Annotated in this window: 15 protein-coding genes; 8 read left to right on the forward strand and 7 right to left on the reverse strand. The window is 32.0% G+C overall.

Going from position 1 to position 15,137, the window contains the following annotated elements; genetic code table 11:
- Positions 1-59: 59 nt before the first annotated feature.
- Positions 60-917, reverse strand: a complete 858-nt coding sequence (locus KQI88_RS06415; RefSeq protein WP_216415524.1) for a DMT family transporter — start codon at positions 915-917, stop codon at positions 60-62.
- Positions 918-1,265: 348 nt separating this feature from the next.
- On the opposite strand from KQI88_RS06415, the gene KQI88_RS06420 reads away from it, so the two are divergent.
- A complete protein-coding gene (locus tag KQI88_RS06420; RefSeq protein ID WP_216415525.1) occupies positions 1,266-2,429 on the forward strand; it encodes an MGDG synthase family glycosyltransferase in 1,164 nt (387 codons plus the stop codon).
- A gap of 60 nt (positions 2,430-2,489) precedes the next feature.
- On the opposite strand, the gene KQI88_RS18290 is transcribed toward KQI88_RS06420, so the two are convergent.
- Complete coding sequence (locus tag KQI88_RS18290; protein WP_216415526.1) at positions 2,490-3,719, reverse strand: S8 family peptidase; 1,230 nt, start codon at positions 3,717-3,719, stop codon at positions 2,490-2,492.
- A gap of 331 nt (positions 3,720-4,050) precedes the next feature.
- Between KQI88_RS18290 and KQI88_RS06430 the strand changes: the two genes are divergently transcribed.
- Both KQI88_RS06430 and KQI88_RS06435 read left to right on the forward strand, forming a co-directional pair.
- A complete protein-coding gene (locus KQI88_RS06430) occupies positions 4,051-4,515 on the forward strand; it encodes a C-GCAxxG-C-C family protein (RefSeq protein ID WP_216415527.1) in 465 nt (154 codons plus the stop codon).
- A gap of 13 nt (positions 4,516-4,528) precedes the next feature.
- Entirely contained in the window at positions 4,529-5,467 is a 939-nt protein-coding gene (locus KQI88_RS06435; protein WP_216415528.1) for a TDT family transporter, read from the forward strand.
- A gap of 134 nt (positions 5,468-5,601) precedes the next feature.
- Here the strand turns inward: KQI88_RS06435 and KQI88_RS06440 are convergent, their stop codons facing one another.
- On the reverse strand, positions 5,602-6,150 hold the full coding sequence (locus tag KQI88_RS06440) for a helix-turn-helix domain-containing protein (RefSeq protein WP_216415529.1): 549 nt from the start codon (positions 6,148-6,150) through the stop codon (positions 5,602-5,604).
- 138 nt (positions 6,151-6,288) lie between these two features.
- Between KQI88_RS06440 and KQI88_RS06445 the strand changes: the two genes are divergently transcribed.
- On the forward strand, positions 6,289-7,167 hold the full coding sequence (locus KQI88_RS06445) for a DMT family transporter (protein ID WP_216415530.1): 879 nt from the start codon (positions 6,289-6,291) through the stop codon (positions 7,165-7,167).
- A 106-nt stretch (positions 7,168-7,273) separates the two neighbouring features.
- Positions 7,274-7,840, forward strand: a complete 567-nt coding sequence (locus tag KQI88_RS06450) for an HDIG domain-containing metalloprotein (RefSeq protein ID WP_216415531.1) — start codon at positions 7,274-7,276, stop codon at positions 7,838-7,840.
- Positions 7,841-8,125: 285 nt separating this feature from the next.
- Here the strand turns inward: KQI88_RS06450 and KQI88_RS06455 are convergent, their stop codons facing one another.
- The 4 genes from KQI88_RS06455 to KQI88_RS06470 all read right to left on the reverse strand — a co-directional run bounded on the left by KQI88_RS06455 (position 8,126) and on the right by KQI88_RS06470 (position 12,454).
- The gene (locus KQI88_RS06455) at positions 8,126-8,707 is read right to left on the reverse strand and encodes a nucleotidyltransferase family protein (RefSeq protein WP_216415532.1); all 582 of its coding nucleotides are present in this window, start codon (positions 8,705-8,707) and stop codon (positions 8,126-8,128) included.
- A 107-nt stretch (positions 8,708-8,814) separates the two neighbouring features.
- Complete coding sequence (locus KQI88_RS06460) at positions 8,815-9,285, reverse strand: (2Fe-2S)-binding protein (RefSeq protein ID WP_216415533.1); 471 nt, start codon at positions 9,283-9,285, stop codon at positions 8,815-8,817.
- Complete coding sequence (locus tag KQI88_RS06465; protein WP_216415534.1) at positions 9,286-10,122, reverse strand: FAD binding domain-containing protein; 837 nt, start codon at positions 10,120-10,122, stop codon at positions 9,286-9,288.
- The gene (locus tag KQI88_RS06470; RefSeq protein ID WP_216415535.1) at positions 10,109-12,454 is read right to left on the reverse strand and encodes a xanthine dehydrogenase family protein molybdopterin-binding subunit; all 2,346 of its coding nucleotides are present in this window, start codon (positions 12,452-12,454) and stop codon (positions 10,109-10,111) included. The genes KQI88_RS06465 and KQI88_RS06470 overlap by 14 nt, the downstream gene beginning before the upstream one ends.
- Before the next feature lie 397 nt (positions 12,455-12,851).
- Here KQI88_RS06470 and KQI88_RS06475 point away from each other — a divergent pair, with 397 nt between their 5' ends.
- The 3 genes from KQI88_RS06475 to KQI88_RS06485 all read left to right on the forward strand — a co-directional run bounded on the left by KQI88_RS06475 (position 12,852) and on the right by KQI88_RS06485 (position 15,136).
- On the forward strand, positions 12,852-13,469 hold the full coding sequence (locus tag KQI88_RS06475; protein WP_216415536.1) for a TetR/AcrR family transcriptional regulator: 618 nt from the start codon (positions 12,852-12,854) through the stop codon (positions 13,467-13,469).
- 111 nt (positions 13,470-13,580) lie between these two features.
- Positions 13,581-14,435, forward strand: coding sequence for an ABC transporter ATP-binding protein (locus KQI88_RS06480; RefSeq protein WP_216415537.1), 855 nt, complete (start codon positions 13,581-13,583; stop codon positions 14,433-14,435).
- On the forward strand, positions 14,432-15,136 hold the full coding sequence (locus tag KQI88_RS06485; protein ID WP_216415538.1) for an ABC transporter permease: 705 nt from the start codon (positions 14,432-14,434) through the stop codon (positions 15,134-15,136). Before KQI88_RS06480 ends, KQI88_RS06485 begins: the two co-directional genes overlap by 4 nt.
- The last annotated feature ends 1 nt before the right edge of the window (position 15,137 follow it).

Raw genomic sequence — 15,137 nt, forward strand, 5'->3', positions numbered from 1 at the left:
CCTTGTGGTATTTTTAATGAAAGCTTTGTTATTTTGGCGAATTCTATATAAGTTAATATTTATTGAACATGTACGACATGCTTCCTAGCCCTATAGTTTAAATAAGCCCCGGTTAAAATACAAAGTACACCTAATGTGCTTAACAAATTAGGTATCTCTCTCCATAAGATAATTCCTATAAATATAGAAAATATAGTATTGCCATATGAATAAATAGATAAATCCCCTGCCTCTGCATAACGATAAGCATGGGTCATTAGATATTGAGCAAATGTTGAAAATACGCCCACGGCCAGTAAAGATATAAAAGATACTGTATCTGGCATAACAAAATCACCTAATACCATAAAGGGTATAGTTATAATAGTCGATATTCCTGTAAAGTAAAATACAATCATATGAGGTGTATCAGTTAGTCTTAAATGACGTATCATTGTGTATGCAGAAGCCGCAAATATTGAGGAAAGTATTCCTACTACTGCTGGTAAAATAGTATAGTTAAATTGAGGTTGAGCTATAAAAACCACGCCTATTAATGCTAATATGATAGCAGGAATTTGAAGCTTTTTAATTTTTTCGCCTAAAAACATAGCGGCTAAAATAATTATAAAGAAAGGGTTTAATTGGTTTAATACTACTGCATCAGCTAAGGGAAGATTAGCTATTGCATAAAAATAAAAAACAACTCCTAAAAAACCTAAAATAGCACGATAGGATAAATACTTAGGATTATTTCCTCTAAAACTTTCCCCGGATTTAAAAATCATATATCCAGATACTACAAAACCGACTATATTTCTGAAAAATACCTTCTCCATTGTAGGTATATTACCGGAGAACTTAACTGCGCCTGCCATTAATGCGAAAAATAAAGATGATGCTATCATATATAAAATACCTTTATTCCGATCTGTCACGTTATTACCCCCTTACAAAACTTTGAAAAATCTTCTGTATATTATATTATGATATTATAGTTGAGATGGTACTGTAAAAAATGAAGAATTATATATCTAATATTTATAGAGTTTAATATATTTTAACAATTATTCATTATATATTATTATATAAAAATTTTAAGAGAAATTTAATATTTGATTAAGACCGCTTTAACATTATGCTGATATAATTAAAATAAATCAAGTAGGAATGTTATTAAGTTGAAGAATTGATTTTAATATATGTACAAATATATAGATGAGAAATTGATAGTAAGTACATTAATTGGGTAATATTGTAATATATATAATGGGGGATGAAAGAGTATGTTAACAAACAAATATAAAATAATGATTATGACAGCTTCTGTAGGTTATGGACATGACCAGGCAGCTAAGGTTATAAAAAAACATCTATTAGATAAACACGATAATTTAGATATAGAGATTATTGATTTTATTGATATTTTTCCGTCTACAATTGGAAGTCTTATTAAGACAACCTATTTAAAGATGATAGATATGGTTCCTAGCTGGTATAATCTTTTATACCAAGGAACCATGAGACTTAATCAACAAAGCAAGGTAAGCAGTATATTTGCACATAAATATAAAAAGAAAGTCCTGACACTAATTGAAGCTTCAAACCCAGATGTGATTTTATTTACTAATCCTTTTCCATCAACTCTAGTATCGCATTTAAAAAGGAAAAACAAAATTAACACATATACTGCGAGTATAATTACTGACTATACTGCTCATAGCGTGTGGCTTGACTCTACTATTGACAGCTACTTTGTTGGCAGCAATATTTTAAAACAAGAGATGATAGATAGAGGTATAGAAGGTTCAAAGATACGTGTAACAGGAATACCTATTGAAGGTAAATTTAATACACCAGTTAATAGGGAAGAAAAAATGATAGAATTAGGCTTAGATGTGGATGTACCTACTGTATTAATTATGGGCGGTGGTCTAGGATTAGGATCGATAGAAGAGGTTCTAAAAACTACAGATAAAATTAATAAACCCTTACAGCTAATAGTAGTTGCAGGTAAAAATCAATCTTTAAAGGAAGAACTAGAAAATAGGATATATAATCCGAAGCATAATGTAAAGATACTAGGATTTTGTGATAATGTTCATGAGTTGATGGAATGCTCGCATCTTTTAGTTTCAAAGGCTGGAGGGCTAACAATGACAGAAGCAGTTACTAAAGAGCTACCAGTATTAGTTTTTGATCCTATACCAGGTCAAGAAGTGAAAAATGCTCAATACTTTTCAGATATAGGGGCAGCAATGTATCTAAAAGATTTAAATGAAATAAGAGATGCCATTGAAGAACTATTGTATGAAAGCCCACAAAAGAGAGAAAAGATGGTAAAATGTTGTTCTGTAATTCGTAAACCACATGCTGCAGAAGATGTTTCGAAATTTATATTAAAAAAAATAGACAATAGAGCTTTTAAAAAAACTCCTATGATTAAGTAGGAGTTTTTTTATGGTGGTGCCCAGCATGGATGATAACTTGCTGTCCTCTTGTATTTTTTCTTAATTATTAATGTTTGAAGTAATCGCGGAAATTAGTTTTTTAGGATTAACTATTTTCATATTTTTACCTTCATATTTATTATCTTGTTTTACCCCATCAAGTGTGTCTCCAGTTGATAAAGCTAAATTCCAAAATACATCTGGAGTTATATCTGGATTTACTTCACATGCCAACGCATATAGTCCACTAATGTATGGTATAACCATACTCCACGCACCTTTACTATACATTACATACTCATCTTTTCCAGTTGGGCTGGCTAACCATCTTGCATCCATAGGTACCATTAATATATCCTCTGCTGAATCATATGGTTCCAGATAATAATCTGCACTATATGATTCTATATACTTTGGATCAGACATTGGATTCCTGTTGAGTCCAGCAAAGTGAAGATTATCAGTGTCAAAAAGTCGTGCTGTCACAATAAATATGTTTTCTTGTCTTGCTTTTTCAATAGCATTGTAAATTGCTTCTGCATTTTTGCTGTTTGGATCCCAACCAGATGATATTGATACTACTTTGATTTTGTTGTCTTCTGGTAAATCTTTATTTATTTCAATCATTCTTTCTATAGCGTTTGCTAGGTGTATATATCCATTTTCATACTCTGTATCCTCGTCTAAATATGCAATATAGTATATGTTGGCATCAGGAGCTACCCCTACATCTTTTCCACATAGTATTGATGTTATAGGTGTTCCATGATAGTGAGCTGGTCCATCCATATCAAATATCTCTTCATATACTTTTATATTATCTTTAAATTCTTTATGGTCTACCAATAAGCGCCCATCAATTATCCCTACATTTACACCTTTTCCAGTAATCTTTTCTTTGTGCAGATAATCAATATCTAGTCCTGGTTGTTTACCATACTTTATAATAGTTTCTATATCAAATCCGTCGGGAAGCTTTTTTGGCCATTTTGTTTGACTATCAAATATAAATTGTTCAAAATTTACTTGTGTTAAATCTAAGTCAGATATATCATATCCCCTTAACTCATATCTGCCTCTATTTTCATCAAAAACTTCCTTAATATCTAATAATTTTCCTCTATTATAATTTATGGGTTCTGGATATACTTCTATTTTTTGTTCAAAGTTCTGTTTCTCTCCTGAATCAAATTTTTCAGTTATAGACTGAATTGCTTGGCTTTCACACCCTACAAAAACTGTACTAATTACTACAATAATTAATACTATACTTAATAATTTGTTTCTCACTCTAATACCCCCTTTGTTTCCCACTCTAGTACCCCCTTCAAGATTATTTAACAACAAAACATTTACCTAATTATACCAATAAAAGAACAAGAAGTCTACGCTCTTTGTTGCTTTAATTGATTTAACCCTGAAACTTCCAACTTATCTACTTGTGTCTCCACATTTAATGGGATACCAATATGTATGATTATATTTATTTTTTCAATACATAATGATTGTTTAATAGATAGAATCTATTTTTAATTCTTTATTCCCTATGCTATATTGAAATTATTCAGATATTGTATAAATATTTAACGATTTTATTTAATTTAAAGGGAGGACTTACCAAATGAAAAAAGAAATAAGTATACGAAAAGTTAAAGAGGACGCAGAGGCTTTATATAGAAAGGGAGACTTTTTTTGTTCTGAAGCTATAGTTAGTTCTATTAGAGATAACTTTGAAATTGATATGCCTGAAGAAATGGTGGCTATGGCATCTGGATTTCCTATAGGAATTGGTAAGTCAAAGTGTGTCTGTGGGGCTGTATCAGGCGGAATTATGTGTCTTGGATACTTCTTTGGAAGAACAAAGGGTGGAGACACTAAGGTTCAAAACACCTTAGCACTTGCTAATGAATTACAAGAGAGCTTTAAAAGCAACCATAAGGTTTTATGTTGTAAGGTATTAACACATGGAATGGATATGGGTTCAGGAGAGCATAAAGAACAATGTATTTCTTTTACAGGTGAAATAGCAGAAAAAGCAGCTGAGATTATAGCTAGAGAATTAAACATTGTAAATATCGATAAATAATGGGGTGATGGATATGGGGCAAATCGTTAAAAAAGTACCTATACCAATGGCAGGCTTAATGCTAGGTTTAGCTGCATTAGGCAACTTAATTCAATCCTATGGAGATATGTATAGAAATATATTGGGAGGAGTATCGGCAGTCTTGCTACTTTTACTTATAATAAAGATAGTTACAGACCCTAATGGAGTAAAAGAGAGCATGGATAACCCAGTTGTGGCTAGTGTAAGTCCTACTTTATCAATGGGAATTATGCTTCTAGCTACTTATATTAAACCATATTTTCCTTCTGTTTCCTATGGAATATGGTTAGTAGGGCTTGGATTACATGTTGTTTTAATACTTTACTTTACAAAGAGATACCTGTTAAGTTTTAATATTAAAGAGGTTTTCCCAAGCTGGTTTATTGTTTATGTAGGAATTGTGGTAGGAAGCGTAACTGCACCTGCTTATAATCAAGCCGTAATTGGACAGTATTTATTTTGGTTCGGATTTATTAGCTATATAATACTACTTCCAATAGTTATATATAGGGTTGTAAAGGTAAAGGAAATTCCGGACCCTGCACTACCTACTATGGCTATATTTGCGGCACCTGCTAGTCTTTGTTTAGCTGGATATATAAATTCTTTCCCGAATAAAAATATGGGTATTGTAGGATTTCTAGCGGCATTATCCTTAATTATGTTAGCAGTAGCCCTATTATATATGCCAAAACTATTAAAGCTTCCTTTTTATCCTAGTTACTCTTCATATACCTTCCCATTTGTAATTAGTGGAGTTGCAATTAAGCTTACTAATGGATTTTTAGCGAAGTCTGGCAATACGATAGCTTGGTTAAAACCTATCGTGAAGTTTGAGGAAGTTATTGCCGTATTATTTGTATTATATGTATTGACTAAATATATTCAATTCCTATTCTCAAGTCCAAAGGCAACAGCTGTAAAAGCTTAATAGGTTTGAAATAAAAATATAGTGTAATACTTTAAAACCACCCTAAGAGTAAATATATAGGGTGGCTTTTTCTATTCTCACATTATAATCCTTCCTAGACTGTAAATGCTACCCTCATAACGAATACATCATTTTTAGTAGTAATAAATTATATTTGTAAACTCAACCACCGTATCCAAATTATTGATATAGGTATGCGGAAGGGAGCAGTCAAATTGGATAGAGTCACCTTCTTGGAGCACATATTTCTCTGTAGTCAGCTGAATCGTCAATTCACCCCGAATTACAAAAATGTATTCCTGAGTTTTAGGATTATGACCGTCAGAGTTATGCTTACAATGAGGCTGCAACTCAACCTTAAATAATTCAAAACTTCGGTTGGGATCGGTGGTGTAGTAACAGTAGGAGACAAAGGAATTCTTATTTTCTGACTGCTTCTTACAGTCGCTCTTGCGGATGACAACGGCATCGTCCATTGGAGAATCAATCAGTCGGGTATAAGGCACATTCAGACCGATGGCAATCTTCCAAATTGTGTTGATGGTTGGATTAGACTCACCTTTCTCTATCTGAGAGAGCATTACCTTACTGACACCTGACAACTCGGATAATTGACCGAGACTAAGATTGCGATCTGTTCTTAATCTCTTTAAATTTGTAGAAATTATATAATTTAAGTTCATAGAAATCCTCCTATTGACAAATATATTGTACATTTGTATAATATATCTAACGTTTAATAAAGCGAATGATTGTAAAATATATTGTAGCAGATTGCCATCTAGATTGCAAGCGAAAAGGCAGTTCGAAAGGAGACCATTATGAAGAAGGCAAGGATTCAATTTGTGTTGTCAATGCTGATTGTAGGAAGCATGGGTTTGTTCGTTAGGAACATTCCATTTTCATCTGCTCAGATTGCACTGGTAAGAGGCATATTGGGCTGCGTATTTATATTTGTGTTTAGCTTACTGTCAAGTCAGAAAGTCAGTGGAGAGAAAATAAAAGCAAACCGATGGATTTTGATTGCTTCTGGTATTGCACTTGGAGTGAACTGGATTTTTCTTTTTCAGGCCTATAAGTACACAACCATATCTAATGCGACCATCTGCTATTACTTCGCTCCTGTACTTGTGATGATTATGTCTCCATTGATTTTGAAAGAGTCACTGAATGCGTTAAAGGTGATGTGTATCGTTGCTGCCTTAGTTGGGCTAGTTTGTATTGCAGGGGTAAGCCAGACATTAGGTCAAAATGATTTTGTAGGTATTCTGTACGGTCTTGGAGCGGCGGTTCTATATGCAACTGTCATATTCTTAAATAAGCGATTGAAGGATATTACAGGAATTGAAAGCTCTATTGTGCAATTGGGGATTGCAGCTGTATCACTGCTTCCGTATGTGCTTCTGGTCGATGGGGTCCAGCTTGACAAAATGACAGTAAAGCCGATTGTGTTGCTTTTGATTGTAGGTGTCGTACATACCGGAGTTGTCTACCTATTATATTTTTCGTCTATGAGAGAACTTCCTGGTCAGAGCATAGCAGCTCTAAGTTATATTGATCCAGTAGTCGCTATAATTTTAGCTACCATATTTCTGCATGAAAAAATGACGATAGTGCAGCTAATCGGTGGCATTCTTATACTTGGGGCAACCTTTGTCAATGAGATATATGGGCAAAGAAAAAAATATTGTAGGAGGTGAGTTATGTTGGTGAGACCTCAATTAAACAACTGGACTTGCGAACTACTGCAATATAGTACTACAATATAAATTATATAGAATTTTCAAAAAATATGGAGGGATTTTTATGACTAGAGAAAAAGCTTTAGCAATACTAAAGAAGTATGTAGAAAGTGAAAGTCTTATGAAGCACGCATTAGCAGTAGAAGCAGGTATGCTTGGATATGCTAAAAAACTTAATGAAAATGTTGACAAATGGAGCGTTACAGGATTAGTACATGACATTGATTTTGAAAAATATCCAGATGAGCATCCCTATAAAGGATTAGAAATATTAAAGGAAGAAGGGTTTGAAGAAGATATTATATATGCAGTAAAGGGACATGCAAACTATACAGATACAGAAAGAAAAAGTAATTTAGATAAGGCTCTTTATAGTGTAGATGAGCTGGCTAGCTTTATAGTTGCATGTGTATTAGTTAGACCTTCAAGAAGCTTTGATGATTTAGAAGTAAAATCTGTAAAGAAGAAGTTAAAGGACAAAGCCTTTGCTAGAGCTATAAGCCGAGAGGATATTACTAGAGGTGCAGAGGAGTTTGGTATTGACTTAACAGAGCATATAGAAAATATGATAGGCTTTTTAAGAGATAGGGAAAAAGAGCTTAAAGAAATGGGTTTAAGTTTGATAGATTAATAGAATAAAACATTTGATTAATAGTAATTAAACTTAAGGAGACTTAAGATAGAAATGTACTAATTTGTATCTTAAGTCTTTTTTTATTGAGTGGGCCATGAGTCGATGCAACAGCATCAGACGAATTTTTTTATTAAAATGCTTTATTTGAATTAGTAGTATAATATATAAAAAAGAACAGGTGATTTTTTATGCAAACAGTAAAAGCTTAATAAGTTTAAAATATAATCATAAAAAACCGTCCTAACATAGATATAGGATGGTTTTTTCAATTGAATAAAAAACTTAGCTTCTAATTCTTTGCTGAAGATACATAAGGACTTTTTTATAGTCCTCAATAGTATCTATATCCATTAATATACCGGGGTCTGTAACATTTATAGATGCAAACCCTTTTTTAGTAGTAAAATCCCGTAAGGTCTTGCAAGTAGTATCTTTTGATAATTCTTCTATTAAATAGCTTTTCATCAATAATGGGTGACCTTTTCTTCCATTGTATGTCGGAATGACTATATCTTCATCAATTTTTAACATATCTATGTAAGTTTGTTTATCAACTACAGGATAATCTCCAGGAATTAGAAATACTCTTTCTCCTACAATATGACTAAATCCCATTTTTACCGAACTAAACATACCATCTAAATAATTAGGATTATCAATTAATTCTACTTTAGGATATTTATTCAATATATGATTTATATCTTTTGAACTATGGCCACCTACTACTATGATTCTCGAGCATAGATCACGCATTCCACAAATACATCTCTCAATTACAGCGGATCCATCTATGTTTAGTAGTAATTTATTAGTGCCCAATCTCGTTGATAATCCACCAGCTAAAATTATTCCTTCTACTTTCATATTTTCTAAATTCCATTCTATTTTAAATTAATTACTGAATGAAGAATGTGAATATGCTTATATGCATGGAAAATAATGAATTCTACTTTATTATTATTTAGTATTTTTTAAACTTCACTATTTAAAATGGATTTTATAGCATTTTCAATCTCTTCATATCCTGTGCATCTACATAAATTAGACTGAAGCCACTCTTGTATTACATAATCATTTGCATCAGGGCGAATATTTGCAAGGGCATGACAAACCATTAAAAATCCAGAAGTGCAGTAGCCACATTGAAAACCCCAGTTTTCAACAAAGGCTCTTTGTATAGGAGCGTTTTTTAATCCTTCAATAGTAAGTATTTGCTTACCAATAGCCTCAACTGTAAGCATGAGGCAGGACTTTATAGGCCAGTTATCTACCAAAATGGTACAGGCTCCACAGTCACCATTTTCACAGCCAGGTTTTGCCCCAGTAAGACCTAATTCTTCTCGTAAGGTGTATAATAAAACATCAGAAGGTTTAGCTATTACCTGCCTATCTTCTCCATTTATATTTAAAGTTATGACTGTATTGTTTAAAATTTCAAACATCTAACTTACCACCCCTAACTCACTTAGGGCTTCATACAACATTGTATGTAGCATAAATTTTCTATATTCTGAAGAACCACTAAGATCGTTTAATATTTGGTCAGGCATATTATTTATAGCTTTATTTATTTTTTCATTTACAGAAACTGAATTATCATTTAAAATGTCTTCTATTAAAGAGGATCTAAAAGGATATTCACAAACTCCACTGAAGGCAATGCTTATTCTATTATTATTTTTTAAACCAGCCATTGTAATTAGAGGATAATCTATTTTTTCGTTTTTTGTTCTTTTTACATGTATGTAAGGCATAGAAAGAAATTGGTTATTTGTAACGGTTTGTATAATCATTTCGCCTTCATTAAGCTGAATCCTTCTATCAAATACATCTCTTAAAGGAATTTTTTTGATTCCATCAGTACCTGCTATAACTACTTCACTATCTGCTACCATAAGAGGCAATACAGCTTCACGATATATTATGGTGCCAGCTAAATTACCGCCAAGCGTGATTTTACCTTGTATTGTATGATCTGCTATTCTTTTAACGGCCAAGCTAAGTAATGGAAAAAGATTTAACTCAGCAATATTAGTAAGAGTTATGGCAGAACCGATTATTAACTCATTATTTTGCAATTGATAAATATTACATTCTGGAATAGCCTTAATATCAATGACTGCCTCTGTATATATGTTGTGTGTTCTAGCCATACTAATGAACTCAGTTCCACCACCATAATACATAGGTTTTTTTCCTATAATCTTTAATTTATTAAATAGGTTAACAGCCTCTTCTACTGTTTCTGGCTTATAATATTCAAAATTAAAGGGTATCATAGTAACCTCCAGTTTTTGTTCTCCATATTTCTTCAGGGGATATTGGTAATTTATCAAATTCAGCCTCAGTTGCTAATGATATAGCATTAGCCACAGCAGCAGGTATTCCAAGGATACCATGTTCACCTATACCCCTAGCACCAAAGGGAGCATCAATTTGAGGGGTTTCTATAAAATCAACTATATATTTAGGATTTTCTCCATAGCGCATTAATTTATAAGTTCTAAGAGAAGTGTTTTCTAATATACCTTTATCATCATATGAAAACTCTTCTCTAGTAGCTAGACCTAATCCCATGCTCATGCCACCCATTATAAGTCCTGCAGCAGTTTTAGGATTAATTACTTTACCTATATCAATAATAGTTGCGGCTTTTAACAATCTATAAGTATACATTTTAGAATCGTACTCTATTTCTACAGCTTGGGCGCCTACAGTCCAAGATACACCTGGTTTTCCTTGCCCTGTTTCTTTATTCAGTGGAGTAAGGCGTTTCATCATGTAATTGCCAGAGGCGATAATTTGTCCGCCTATAGAATTACCATCAGCATATTTATAGCCAATGGCTATATTTTTAAATTCAATATATATCCTAGGATCATCTTTTAAATATACTTTTTGATCTGCTACATCTAAATCATCTGGAGTACATTTAAGTAATATTGACCCAATTGAGCATAGCTTTTGTATTAAATCATCAGCTGCTTTAATTACAGCATTTCCAACCATAAGAGTTGTCATGCTTGCAACGGTTTTCCAATGTTTAGGGCTAATTTGAGTATCCACGTCCATAAATACGTGAATTTTGTTAATATCTATTTTAAGTTTTTCAGCAAGTATTTGTGATATTGTAGTTTTCATGCCAGGACCAATTTCAACGGCACCAAAGTTAAGATTAACACTTCCATCAGCATTCATGGTGAGAATAACACCAGAGGTAGCATCTGTAGGAGAAGAGGAGGTCTTCCAAAAACAGCTTATTCCTTTTGTACGTATCATGCCATTATCCGATTCTATTCTTGTACCCTCTTTCCAATTTATAACTTCTTTTAATTTTTGTAAGCAGCTAGTTAAATTACCAGTATTACTTAATGTTATAGGCGCCTGTGTTGGGGAAGAGTTTCCTGGACCTATAGCATTCTTCATTCTTAATTCTAAAGGATCTATTCCTAAGGATGTCGCTAGCTTATCTAAAATTCTTTCAATGCAAAAAGTAAATGCTCCATGACCAAAGCCACGGTAAGCTGTAACATATACCCTATTAGTATAGACAGAAATAGAATCGCACCAAACATTTTCAATATTATATGGGCCGGTACAGTCTGAGGCTATTGCTTTAGCCATGCGTGGTCCACTATCAGTATAAGCTCCACAATCTACATAATAGATACACTCTAAAGCTTTTAGTAAACCGTCTTTAGTAGCACCTATTTTAAGTTTAGCTTCAACACCTATTTTAGATGGGGAGCTAGTTATATCCTCTTCTCTAGAATTAGCTATTTCAACTAATCTTCCTCCAACTGCAGTTGAAGCAAGATATGCTAGAAGTTCAAGATTAACAGTAGCTTTTCCGCCAAATGCTCCTCCAACTAAAGGAACACGAACAATAATATTTCCTTCTGGTATATTATAAAATTTGCTAAGCTGCTCTTGAACTGAAAAAGGAGTTTGAGAAGAAGTATGTATTATCACATTTCCATTTGGTAATATTTCTGCTTTAGCATTTCGGGTTTCCATAGCAAGATGATCTGATTTAGGAAGTGAAAAGTTAGATTCTATAATTACATCACTTTCTTGCCAACCTTGAGCTATATTACCTTTTCTTATTTTTTCATGACTTGCAATATTTGTATTAGGCTTTGGATATACATCATTAACTGGGCAATAGTACTGGCCTAGGTTTTCGTGTATCAAAGGTGCATCTAATTTTATAGAGTCATTTATAGAATTTATTACTGTTAGTGGCTCGTAAATAACTTTTATAAGTTTTACAGCGCTCATAGCCTCTGCCTCACTATTTGCCACTACTACAGCCACAGGCTCTCCAAAATATCTTACCTTATCCTTTGCAATAGGAGGTCTATCTTCAATTACAGGACCGCTTAGTACAGGTAAATAATCACCCGTAATTACAGCTTGAACACCAGCAGCTTTAGCTGATCTTGAAATATCAATGTGTTTTATTAATGCATGGGCATAGGAGCTAGTAAGCACTTTAGCGTATAAAGTATTAGGACTGATTATATCTGCATTATATTTTGCAGCTCCAGTAACTTTATCCCAAGCCTCCTTCCTTGGAATACTTATTCCAATTCTCCCTACATCATTCATAGAGCCCTCTCCTTTTAGATAAATATTTAATAAATAACTATAGACTTTAAAATATTTTTTCCATATATGCTCAATATATTCAATGAATGAGATACCTTTAATAAAGTAAGGACTCATTAGGATTAAAATTTATTGCAATATAGTACTATAATGTGGATCATATAGAATTTTAAAAAATAAATAGATTGTTTGTGACTAGAGAAAAAGAACTTAAAGAAATTGGATTAAGTTGATAAAATAATAGAATAAAATATTTGGTAAACAGTAATTAAACATAAAGAGGCTTAGAGTAAAAATATATTGATTTGTATATCAAATCTTTTTTAAATTTTTTATTAAATGTTTTATTTGAATCAGTATTATGATATAATATATAAAAAAGAACAGGTGATTTTTTATGCAAGTACTTAAAGAAGAAGTAAAGCAGTCAATTTTGGATAGTGGAAAAGCAGAGTTTTTAAATAATGGATTTGAAAAAGCATCTATGCGGCAAATTGCAAAGTCAGCTGGTACTACTATAGGAAATTTATATAACTATTTTAGTAGCAAAGAGGAAATTTTTTATACTATTACTACTCCAGCGTTTGATGAATTTATTTCGCTTTTGAATAATCATGAAGATGAAAGCTTTAAAGATTTTACTTTTGACGAGAGTGTTAATATCGATTTTTTAAAAACTATTATTAAATTTTCTTTTAATAAGTATGATAGTATGTTTGATTCGAGCTTTTTAATTTTGGTTGATGGAAGCGAAGGAACTAAGTATGAAAATATAAAGTCTAAGTTTATTGACTTATTATCAGAACATTTATCAGTTCATCTAAAGAATGTAAATATTTCAAATGAGAAGAAAGAGAACCTCTTTGGATTTTGCCATGCTGTAGCTTCGGGATTCCTAGAAGGAATGATGGATATACTAAGAACCTCCTATTCAAAAGAAGAAAAGAAGAATTTGTTGACAGAATATTTTCTATTTTATATTATTGGTGTATTTAATATAAAGGTAAACAGGTAATTATTATAAACAAATGATTACCTGTATTGCTAGTACTTAACAACTTTATTTTTTTTAATCCAAAAAAGAACGAGTGATTTTTATTATTCTATTTTACATGGAGGGATTATTTTGATAGTAGTTGAAAATTTGAGATTTTCATATCCTTATTCAAAAAAAGAAATATTAAAGGACTTAAATTTCAAAGTAGAAAAGGGACAGATATTTGGATTTTTGGGACCAAGCGGTGCAGGAAAAAGCACAACTCAAAGAATATTAATAGGGCTTATGAAACATTATGAGGGCAAGGCTATTGTAATGGATAAAGAAATAAGAGATTGGAGAGGAGATTATTATGAGAAAATAGGGGTTTCCTTTGAACTACCTAATTTATATCATAAGCTTACTGCCATAGAAAATTTGAACTTTATTCGCTCTTTTTATAATGGGCCTACAGAAGAACCGAGAAAACTTTTAAAGTTAGTAGGATTAGAAGATAAAGCTAACATAAAGGTTAGTAAATATTCAAAGGGGATGAAAATGAGGTTAAACTTCGTTAGATCTTTAATTCATCAACCTCAATTAATTTTCCTTGATGAACCAACTTCAGGATTGGATCCTGTCAGTGGTAAAAGAATAAAAGAGATTATTTTGCAAAAAAAGGAAGAAGGAAAAACTATTTTTTTAACTACCCATAATATGCAGGTAGCTGAAGAACTTTGTGATCAAGTTGCTTTTATAGTAGATGGAGAAATTAAACTTATTAGTTCTCCAAAACAGTTAAAACTGAGGGGGGCTAAATCAATTGTTACCGTGGAATATGAAAGTAAAGGAATGATTCTATCTAAGGAATTTCCTTTAGAGTCTATAGGAGAGAATCAACAATTTATTAAATGTCTCCAAGAAAACAAAGTAAAGACAATGCATAGTCATGAACCAACTTTGGAAGATGTTTTTATTGAGGTGACAGGGAGGGGACTAATATGAAAAGATTAATTAATAGTATTAAAGGTGATATAACTTTACAAATCAAATATGGGTTTTATACTGTGTATATTGTGATCACCTTAATATATATTCTAATTTTAAGATATTTACCAATAGAGCTGGTATCAAAAGGTACTATATTCGTCATTTTACAAGATCCTTCTGTTCTTGGTTTTTTCTTTATTGGTGCAATTATATTATTAGAAAAAAGCGAAAATGTAATAGAGCATTTGGTGTGTACTCCATTAACTATTAATGAATATATAATTTCTAAAGTGATTTCTCTTTCAATTTTATCCTTGATAACAAGCTTAGTTATTGTATTTTTTGCATATGAATACCATGTAAATTATTTTTTATTAGCAATAGGGGTAGCTATGACTTCTTTCCTTTTCATTTTAATTGGTATAGTGGCTGTAGCTCGATTTAACACAGTTAATCGGTATATGTGGAGTTCAATTCCTTACATTATGGTATTGTTTTTACCCTTGCTAGAGCACTTTTCTATAATTAAAAGTCCTCTGTTTTATATTTTCCCCACCTATGCTTCTTTATTGTTGATAAGAGGAGCCTTTTATTCAATTAAGTTATGGCAATTTTTATATAGTATTGTTTATTTGATGCTTTGTATTGTTCTAGTTTATAAATGGTCATATACTTGGTTTTATAAATATATCATATTAGACCAAGGGGGAAAATAGT

The organism is Alkaliphilus flagellatus, assembly GCF_018919215.1.
Classification (GTDB): domain Bacteria; phylum Bacillota; class Clostridia; order Peptostreptococcales; family Natronincolaceae; genus Alkaliphilus_B; species Alkaliphilus_B flagellatus.

Excerpts from the sequence above, each read along its gene's own strand:
- KQI88_RS06420 (WP_216415525.1), top strand. The coding sequence starts at position 1,266 with ATGTTAACAAACAAATATAAAATAATGATTATGACAGCTTCTGTAGGT.
- KQI88_RS06440 (WP_216415529.1), bottom strand. The coding sequence starts at position 6,150 with ATGAACTTAAATTATATAATTTCTACAAATTTAAAGAGATTAAGAACA.
- KQI88_RS06430 (WP_216415527.1), top strand. The coding sequence starts at position 4,051 with ATGAAAAAAGAAATAAGTATACGAAAAGTTAAAGAGGACGCAGAGGCT.
- KQI88_RS06445 (WP_216415530.1), top strand. The coding sequence starts at position 6,289 with ATGAAGAAGGCAAGGATTCAATTTGTGTTGTCAATGCTGATTGTAGGA.
- KQI88_RS06475 (WP_216415536.1), top strand. The coding sequence starts at position 12,852 with ATGCAAGTACTTAAAGAAGAAGTAAAGCAGTCAATTTTGGATAGTGGA.
- KQI88_RS06455 (WP_216415532.1), bottom strand. The coding sequence starts at position 8,707 with ATGAAAGTAGAAGGAATAATTTTAGCTGGTGGATTATCAACGAGATTG.
- KQI88_RS06435 (WP_216415528.1), top strand. The coding sequence starts at position 4,529 with ATGGGGCAAATCGTTAAAAAAGTACCTATACCAATGGCAGGCTTAATG.
- KQI88_RS06465 (WP_216415534.1), bottom strand. The coding sequence starts at position 10,122 with ATGATACCCTTTAATTTTGAATATTATAAGCCAGAAACAGTAGAAGAG.
- KQI88_RS06485 (WP_216415538.1), top strand. The coding sequence starts at position 14,432 with ATGAAAAGATTAATTAATAGTATTAAAGGTGATATAACTTTACAAATC.
- KQI88_RS06450 (WP_216415531.1), top strand. The coding sequence starts at position 7,274 with ATGACTAGAGAAAAAGCTTTAGCAATACTAAAGAAGTATGTAGAAAGT.
- KQI88_RS06470 (WP_216415535.1), bottom strand. The coding sequence starts at position 12,454 with ATGAATGATGTAGGGAGAATTGGAATAAGTATTCCAAGGAAGGAGGCT.
- KQI88_RS06460 (WP_216415533.1), bottom strand. The coding sequence starts at position 9,285 with ATGTTTGAAATTTTAAACAATACAGTCATAACTTTAAATATAAATGGA.